The organism is Sphingobium trunci (assembly GCF_022664535.1).
GTDB lineage: Bacteria > Pseudomonadota > Alphaproteobacteria > Sphingomonadales > Sphingomonadaceae > Sphingobium.
Window position 1 is genome coordinate 170,707 of sequence record NZ_JAKUJY010000008.1, and the last position, 8,079, is coordinate 178,785.

The window sequence follows — 8,079 nt, forward strand, 5'->3', positions numbered from 1 at the left end:
CACGACCGGAGCCAGACTGGTTTTTGAAGCGTCTCCTTGCCCGGCCTCAGCCCTTGAAGGTGAAGCCGATCCACAGCGTGCGCGGCGTGCCCAGATCGATGGAACCGCCCGCATTGCGGGTGACGACCTGCTCATCGAACAGATTTTCGCCCCGCGCGACGAGCGTCAGCCCGTGGCCGAGCGGCAGCCGGGCCACCGCATCGACGGTCAGGGCATCGGGCAGCGCATCCGTCTGCAGATCATCCTCATATTGCTTGCGGACATAGCGTAGCGTGGCGGAAAGGGCCGGCCCCCGTTCCGGTTCCCAGGCCAGGGTGGCGCTGGCGGCGTGGGCGGGCGTCTGGGCCGGGCGCAGGCCGTCGAAATCGCGTCCCGGCGCATGGACCCGGCTGTGGCTGTAGGCGTAGGAGGCCGAGAGCAGGAAATCCCCGGCCCGTGCATTGGCGGTCAGTTCGACGCCGCTGGCGGTGATGCGGTCGACATTCTGCCGTTGCCGGTAGATGCCCGTCACGGTGCCGACCAGCGGGAAGACCCCGCCGGTGCGGGAGACGGTGACGTTCGCGATCGCATTGTCCAGCATGTTGCGGAACAGGGTGACGCCCAGATGGACCGGCCCCAGCGCCAGATCGGCCCCCGCCTCATAGCCCTTGAGCCGTTCGGGCCGCAGCGCCGCATTGGGACCGGTCGCGTCCGCGCCCACGCGGAAGGGCCGGTACAGTTCGTTGAGCGTCGGCAGGCGAAAGCCGGTATAGGCCGCGCCGCGCAGCGCCACCCCCTCGCCGATCCGGTAGAGCGCGCCCGCCCGGCCGGAAAACTGCCAGTCGGACCGGTCGGGAAAGGCCGCGTTCAAGGTTGCCCTGCCCGCGCCATTGGCCTGGCGGAAGAAGCCGTTGCTGATCGTCCAGCGATCGGCCCGCGCACCGCCGGTCAGCACCAGCCTGCCCAGCGTCCAGTCGTCCTCGGCGAAGAAACCGGTCGTCATCTGATCGCCACCGGCGTGGCGGCGTGCCGTCACGGCGCCGGACGCGGCATAGGCATCCTCAAACATGTCGCCCGTGGCGATCCGGCTGTCGGCGCCCAGCCGCAGGACATGATCCGGCCCCACGGGCGGGCGCAGCTCGATCTTGCCGCCGATGCCGGTGGAAGGCGTGTTGCGCTGGTCGAGGGAGATGCGGGAGGTGGTGGGTGTCGCCACGACGACGATGTTGGAGAAGTTGCGGGCCTGGATATAGGCCAGCGCGTCCACCTGCCACGCGCCGCGCGAGACGAAACGGATGCTGGCGTCCTGCCCCTCGCTCATGCTGTCGGCGCCCTTGAAGCGCAGCGTGCGGTCGTCATGGAACAGGGTACCGCGAAACTGGATTTCCGCCGTGGCCGAGAGCGGCGCGACGGCGCGCAGATTGGCCGACCAGCCGTCATAGGCGGCCGGAACGGTGGCCGCGACGCGCTGGTCCCCGGGCGTGGTCTGGAAACCGTCGGCCCGGTCCCAGCGGCCGGAAAGCGAGACATAGCCGCCGCCCAGATCCGGCGTCAGGCTGGCGGCCAATTCGGTCGCGTCGCTGCTGCCGTAGAAGGCGCTTGCCCCCAAGACCGGAAGCTGATCGCGCGTGGCGCTGGCGAGTTCGATCGTCCCCGCCACCGCCCCCGCCCCGAACGCGCCGACCCCGCCACCGCGCGTCACGCGGACGGCGGAAAGCCGGTCGGGCACCAGGGCGCTGAAGGGGATATAGCCGAAAAAGGGGTCGGCCATCGGCACGCCGTCCAGCAGCACCAGCGTCCGGCTCGACGCATTGCCGCCCAGGGCGCGCAGCGTCGCCCCCTGCGCCGAGGGATTGGCCGAGCGGCTGTCGGAACGGCGGAACTGCTGGAAACCGGCGACATCGCCCAGCACGCTTTCGATCCGGCCGGAGGCGCTGTCGGTCAGGCGATCCCGATCGATCAGCACCGATCCGTAGGCGGCCGTTCCTGGCGACTGGGACAGCCCCTCCCCCGTCACGACGATGCGGTCCACATCGGGCGCGTCCGTATCGGCCCATGCCATGGCCGGAACGGCCGCCAGCGCGAAGGACAGAAGATATTTCATGGCGCCCTCCCCCTTTTTCCTCTCCTGATGCAGCAGGGGACTTGAGCATCATCCGATCAAGCTGATCGGATGATGCTCCATTTGTCCTTGGTTTTCCGCATTTTCCGAGCCAGCAGGTGATGCCACCTGCTTCGAAAATGCTCTAGGGTTGCGGCCGAAGAACTGTCAAGCGACCCTATGGCCGCTTGACGCGCCCAATATCCTGTCAATCGTCAGCGGATAATCGCGCAGGCGAATCCCGGTAGCGTTGTAGATCGCATTGGCGACCGCCGCGCCCGCGCCGCAAATGCCCAACTCGCCGACCCCCTTCGCCTTCATCGGCGAACTCTTGTCGTCCAGTTCCTCAACGAACAGCACATCCTGTTCGGGGATGTCGGCATGGACCGGCACCAGATATTCGGCCATGTCGTGATTGACGAAGAAGCCGAAGCGCTTGTCCACCACCAGTTCCTCCATCAGCGCCGCGCCCGCGCCCATCGTCATCGCGCCGATCACCTGGCTGCGCGCCGATTTGGGGTTGAGGATGCGCCCGGCGGCAAAGGCCCCGCCCATGCGGCGGATGCGCACTTCGGCGGTGTCGATATCCACGCCCACCTCGCAGAAGTGCGCGCCGAAGGTGGCCTGGGCATAGCGTTTGGCAAGGTCGCCATAATCCATGCTGTCTTCCGCCCACAGCCCCTCGCGGCCGGCCAGCTGCGCCAGCGGCTGCGACTGGTTGCCCAGCCGCACCAGCCCATCCTCGAACAGCGCCTTGTCGGCCGGGAAGCCCGCCTTTTCCGCCAGCTTCGTCCGCAGAGCGGCGGCGGCGGCATAAACGCCCGCGGTGGAGCTGTTGGCGCCCCATTGCCCGCCGGAACCGGCCGATACCGGAAAGCGGCTGTCGCCCAGCCGAACCGTCACCGCATCCAGCGGCACGCCCAGCATTTCCGCCGCCGTCTGGGCAAGGATGGTGTAGCTGCCGGTGCCGATGTCGGTCATGTCGGTTTCGACGATCACCCGCCCCCCGGCATCGACGCCGATGCGCGCGCCCGATTTCATCACCAGATTGTTGCGGAAGGCCGTGGCCACCCCCATGCCGATCCGCCAGCGCCCGTCCCGCACCTGTCCCGGTTTCGGGTTGCGCCGGTTCCAGCCGAAGCGTTCCGCGCCCAGCCGCAGGCATTCCACCAGCTTGCGGCTGGAAAAGGGGCGCTGCGGCCCGGCCTCCGGATCATATTGCACATCGTTGCGGATGCGCAGTTCGACCGGATCGACGCCGCAGGCTTCGGCCAGTTCGTCCATGGCGGCTTCCAGCGCCAGCAGGCCGACCGCTTCGCCCGGCGCGCGCATCGCATTGCCCTCCGGCAGGTCCAGCACCGCCAGCCGGTGCGCGGTCAGCCGGTTGGCGCCGCGATAGAGCAGGCGGGTCTGCTGCGCCGCCGTCTCCGCGCCGCCGCCGGGCAGGTCGCCGGACCAGACCTCATGGGCGATGGCGTCGATCACGCCATTGCTGTCCGCGCCGATCCGGATGCGCTGGATCGTCGCGGGGCGATGGGTGGTGTTGTTGGGGATTTGCGGCCGGGCCAGCGCGACCTTGACCGGGCGGCCGACCTGCCGGGCGCCCAGGGCCGCCAGCAGCGCGTCGGCGCGCAGGAACAGCTTGGCGCCGAAGCCGCCGCCGATAAAGGGCGCGACGATCCGGACGTTTTCCTTGGGGATTTTGAGCGTCGTCGCGATTTCGCCGACATTCCAGGCCACCATCTGGTTGGCGGTCCAGAGCGTCAGCCTGTCGCCGTTCCAGGATGCCGTGGTGGCGTGAGGCTCCAGCATGGCGTGGCTCTGGTCCGGGGTGGTGTAGCTCTGGTCGATCTTCACCGCCGCTTTGGCGAAGGCGCCGTCGAAATCGCCGACCCTGGTGTCCGCCGGGCCACCGAAGCCGCCGGAGGGCGGCGCCGCCCGGTCGCGCTCCGCCGCCAGGTCGAAGCGACCCTTGTCCGGGGCATAATCGATGCGCACCAGCCGGGCCGCGTCGCGGGCATTTTCCAGCGTGTCGGCGATCACCAGCGCCACCGCCTGTTCATAATGTTCGATCTGCGGACCGCCCAGCAGATGGGCGGTGTTCATATCGCCCTTGCCCAGCGGACCGGCATTCTGATGGGTGACGATGCCCAGCACGCCCGGCGCGGCCTGCGCCGCGCGCAGGTCCATGGCGCTGATCCGGCCCTTGGCGATGGCGGAACCGACGATCCAGCCATAGACGGCATTGGGCGCGGCGTCGTGCCGCTCATAGGCATAGGGGGCGGTGCCGGTCACCTTGGCGGCGCCGTCGATCCGGTCGTGGGGAATGCCGATGACGCGGCCCCGGTCGATCGGGTTGGTGGTGGCGGGGCTGTCGAACTTCATGGCTCAAGCCTCCTTCTGCCGGTAGATCGACGCGAGCGTCTGGGCGGTGAGTTGCTGTTTGAACGCATTCTGGGCGGTGGGTGTGGCACCCGCCAGCGCCGCTTCGGCCACGGCCCTGGCGCCTCGGGACGCGGCGGCGTCGGCCTCCGCGACGCGCCAGGGTTTCGCCGCGATGCCGCCGAAGGCGAAGCGGGCCTTGCCGTCTCCCCCGAATATCGCCGCCACCGACACCAGCGCGAAGGCATAGGAGGCACGGTCGCGGACCTTGCGATAGACATGGGTACCACCGAGCGGCCTGGGCAGGGTGACGGCGGTGATGAGCTCGCCGGGCTTCAGCGCGGTCTCGACATGGGGAGTGGCGCCGGGCAGCGTATGGAAATCCGCGATCGGAATGGCGCGGCGGCCGCCGTCGGCGCCCACCGTCTCCACGCTGGCGTCGAGCAGGCGCAGCGCCACCGCCATGTCGGAGGGATGCTGGGCGATGCAGGCGTCGCTGGTGCCAAGGATGGCGAGGCTGCGGCTGATGCCCTTCATCGCGCCGCAGCCGCTGCCGGGCTGGCGCTTGTTGCAGGGCATGCGGGTGTCGTAGAAATAGGGGCAGCGGGTACGCTGGAGCAGGTTGCCGCCCGTCGTCGCCTTGTTGCGGAGCTGCCCCGAAGCGCCCGCGAGCAGCGCGCGGCTCAACACCGCATAGTCGCGGCGCACGGCCTTGTCCGCGGCGAGATCGGTATTGCGAACGAGCGCGCCGATGCGCAGCCCGCCCTCTTCCGTCTTCTCGATCCGGTCGAGGCCGAGATGGTTGACGTCGATCAGATGGGACGGCGTCTCGATCTGGAGCTTCATCAGGTCCAGCAAATTGGTGCCGCCCGCGATGAAACGCGCGCCCTGGGTGGCGGCGGCGGCCTTTGCGGCTTCCTCGACACTGGCGGGGCGGCTGTAGGTGAAGGGCTTCATGCCTGCTTCTCCCCGGCGCATTCGCGAATCGCGGCGATGATGTTGGGATAGGCGGCGCAGCGGCAGATATTGCCGCTCATCCTCTCGCGCACCTCCGCATCGGAAAAGGCGACATGGTCGAGATCTTCGGTCGCATGGCTGGGAATGCCCGCCTCGATCTCCTCCAGCACGGCGACCGCCGAACAGATCTGGCCCGGCGTGCAATAGCCGCATTGATAGCCGTCATGGGTGATGAAGGCGCGCTGCATCGGGTGCAGCTTTTCCGGCGTGCCGAGCCCTTCGACGGTGGTGACGGACTCACCGTCATGCATGACGGCCAGGGTCAGGCAGCTGTTGATCCGCCGCCCCTCGACCATCACCGTGCAGGCGCCGCACTGGCCATGGTCGCACCCCTTCTTCGTTCCGGTGAGGTGCAGATGTTCGCGCAGCGCATCGAGCAGGGTCGTGCGCGGATCGAGCTGAAGATGCACTTCGCGGCCATTCACGGTGAAACTCACGGCGTTCATCGGCGCTCCTTCCTGGCGAGCTGGAGCAGGACCGGCAGGCGCGGCCTGCGCCTGCCCCAGCAGGGGAACAGCGGTTGCGACGGCAGCGCCGCCGCGAAGCAGGCTGCGGCGCGTCCATTGGTCGGCTGTCATGGCGGCACTTCTCCTCAGTCCCAATGCGATACGAAGCGGACGGCAATTATATCCATCGTCCTGCCGAATGGGCGCAGGGAAAGTAACAGATAGCCGTTCAACGCCAAGCGATTAAGGTGCGGCGGCCCGGCGGCGGGGAAAGATCGCGGCGGGGAGAAAAATGAGTTTTCTGCAAATTCCCGCTTGCCGAGGTGCAAAGCCGCTGCTAGTTGCCCCCCACCCGCCGAGAGGGAGACTTCCTCCGGCCGCCAGAGCGGGCGTAGCTCAGGGGTAGAGCACAACCTTGCCAAGGTTGGGGTCGAGGGTTCGAATCCCTTCGCCCGCTCCAGAATTCATAAGAAAATCAATAAATTACAGGAGTGGGCCGAGGCCCAATTTTTGCTGATTTCTTGTGGGCGACCACCGGGCGACCACGCATTGCGGGTGCGTTGGCGTATTTGACAGTCTTTTAACGTTGAGTTCTGTCCCGCGGGGTAAGCCTTCCCCTGCGCTTGAGCCTCGCTTCACGAATCTCAAGCGACCCCTTCTACGGGGCTGCGCCCCGTAACGCCCGATAGAGTAAGAGCGCGGCCGGTTGGCCGTGACGGGTTGAGCGTCACGAGAGAGGCTCGGGACCGACCCGTCGCGGAGAATCGCGATGGCCTATGCACGCACCCACCGTTCCGCGGGTGAGCGGACCGACCTCTACGAACAGATCACCAACCGGATCATCGCCGAACTGGAAGCCGGCCGCGTCCCCTGGGTCCAGCCCTGGGGTTCGTCTGCCGCGAGCATCGGCATGCCCTACAATGCCGTCAGTGATCGGCGATACAGCGGCATCAACGGTGCGCCGTGTCGGCGCGAGAAGAAGGAGGTATCGAATGAACGATCAGGTTCGCTGGTAATGACCTGTATCCACCGGACTAACCTCGGCCAGAAATGGCTGCGACCTCGAAAGAGGCGGGGGACAACAGCATGTCCGGAAAAGGCCCAAAGCGTCGAAGCCATTTGTGGCGCGGCGGGTCAGGATAAGACGTGCATGGCGAAAGCTATACTGCCTGAACCCCAGTTTGCAGCGACTTACACCCGCAGTGGTGCCGTAGAATGGCTGACACGGCACATCGGACGGTCGGAAAGTGCGACGTTTATACTTTCCGCGAGCCGGTCCTCCGACGTTGAGAGGCCCGGTCTACCAGCTCGTCCGACGCATCCTCTGTATGGAGGGGCAAGTGAACGAACGGGGCGCCTAAACACGTCGAAACCTCTCACTCGCGTAAATACGGGATCGCCTTAACAGGACGGCTTCGCCGGACCTGCATGGCGACGGAGCCGTCATAGTACTCGAATGCCCGGCGTAACGGCCGGGACAGTCGCCGGGCGACCGGCGGACGATCGATGCGATAAGCACGGGGCGACCCGCGTGAAACGCCCACCGATCGGGGGAAGGGCGGCAGCTTCCACGATCCGAACGACTCTGACGGGGGCGTGCTAATGCTGCCGGAAACCGTCGAAAAGGCAATCGGATCACTCCCGACCGTGGTGCGGTCGGGCCGGCGGGCCAATGGTCTGTTCCGCCTGATGAAAAGCCCGTCCCTCTGGGATCAGGCCTATCTGAAGGTCGCCGCCAACAAGGGGGCGATGACCCCGGGCATCGATGGACGAACGTTCGACGGCTACTCGCCCGAGAAGGTCCGCTCCATCATTGCTCGGCTATCGGACGGATCATATAAGCCCGCTGCTGTACGTCGTGTCTTGATACCCAAGTCCGACGGTCGCATGCGACCGCTCGGCATACCGACCACGGAGGACAGACTTGTCCAAGAGGTGGTCAGGATCGTGCTCAACCAGATCTACGAGCCCATCTTCCATGATGCGAGCCACGGGTTCCGGGAAGGTCGGTCCTGCCACACTGCGCTGAAAACCATCGGTGCGGTCTGGACGGGCGTCAAATGGTTGGTGGACGTCGATGTTGTCAGCTTCTTCGACAATATCGATCACGCCGTTCTCCTGCGCCTACTCGAAAAGCGGATCGAGGATCCACGC

General features: G+C 66.7%; 5 protein-coding genes, 1 tRNA gene and 1 pseudogene. 3 read left to right on the forward strand and 4 right to left on the reverse strand.

Annotated features, from left to right (window positions below; genetic code table 11):
* Positions 1–46: 46 nt before the first annotated feature.
* The 4 genes from MJ601_RS09915 to paoA form a co-directional block, all read right to left on the reverse strand.
* Positions 47–2,083 carry a TonB-dependent receptor plug domain-containing protein gene (locus tag MJ601_RS09915; protein WP_242125848.1) on the reverse strand — a complete coding sequence of 679 codons (2,037 nt, stop codon included), beginning with the start codon at positions 2,081–2,083 and terminating at the stop codon, positions 47–49.
* 165 nt (positions 2,084–2,248) lie between these two features.
* A complete protein-coding gene (gene paoC, locus MJ601_RS09920) occupies positions 2,249–4,465 on the reverse strand; it encodes an aldehyde oxidoreductase molybdenum-binding subunit PaoC (protein WP_242125850.1) in 2,217 nt (738 codons plus the stop codon).
* Positions 4,466–4,468: 3 nt separating this feature from the next.
* Entirely contained in the window at positions 4,469–5,419 is a 951-nt protein-coding gene (locus MJ601_RS09925; protein WP_242125852.1) for an FAD binding domain-containing protein, read from the reverse strand.
* On the reverse strand, positions 5,416–6,057 hold the full coding sequence (paoA, locus tag MJ601_RS09930) for an aldehyde dehydrogenase iron-sulfur subunit PaoA (protein WP_242125854.1): 642 nt from the start codon (positions 6,055–6,057) through the stop codon (positions 5,416–5,418). Before paoA ends, MJ601_RS09925 begins: the two co-directional genes overlap by 4 nt.
* A 253-nt stretch (positions 6,058–6,310) precedes the next feature.
* On the opposite strand from paoA, the gene MJ601_RS09935 reads away from it, so the two are divergent.
* The 3 genes and pseudogenes from MJ601_RS09935 to MJ601_RS09945 all read left to right on the forward strand — a co-directional run.
* A tRNA-Gly gene (locus MJ601_RS09935) sits at positions 6,311–6,385 on the forward strand.
* 309 nt (positions 6,386–6,694) lie between these two features.
* Positions 6,695–6,880: pseudogene (locus MJ601_RS09940) on the forward strand (ArdC-like ssDNA-binding domain-containing protein); the annotation flags it as partial.
* 647 nt (positions 6,881–7,527) lie between these two features.
* Positions 7,528–8,079 (forward strand): reverse transcriptase domain-containing protein (locus MJ601_RS09945; protein WP_242125856.1); only part of this gene is annotated, 552 nt, incomplete at its 3' end.

What these genes read in the sequence shown, in the direction of transcription:
- paoC (WP_242125850.1), bottom strand. Translation starts at nt 4,465, where the DNA reads ATGAAGTTCGACAGCCCCGCCACCACCAACCCGATCGACCGGGGCCGC.
- paoA (WP_242125854.1), bottom strand. Translation starts at nt 6,057, where the DNA reads ATGACAGCCGACCAATGGACGCGCCGCAGCCTGCTTCGCGGCGGCGCT.
- MJ601_RS09925 (WP_242125852.1), bottom strand. Translation starts at nt 5,419, where the DNA reads ATGAAGCCCTTCACCTACAGCCGCCCCGCCAGTGTCGAGGAAGCCGCA.
- MJ601_RS09915 (WP_242125848.1), bottom strand. Translation starts at nt 2,083, where the DNA reads ATGAAATATCTTCTGTCCTTCGCGCTGGCGGCCGTTCCGGCCATGGCA.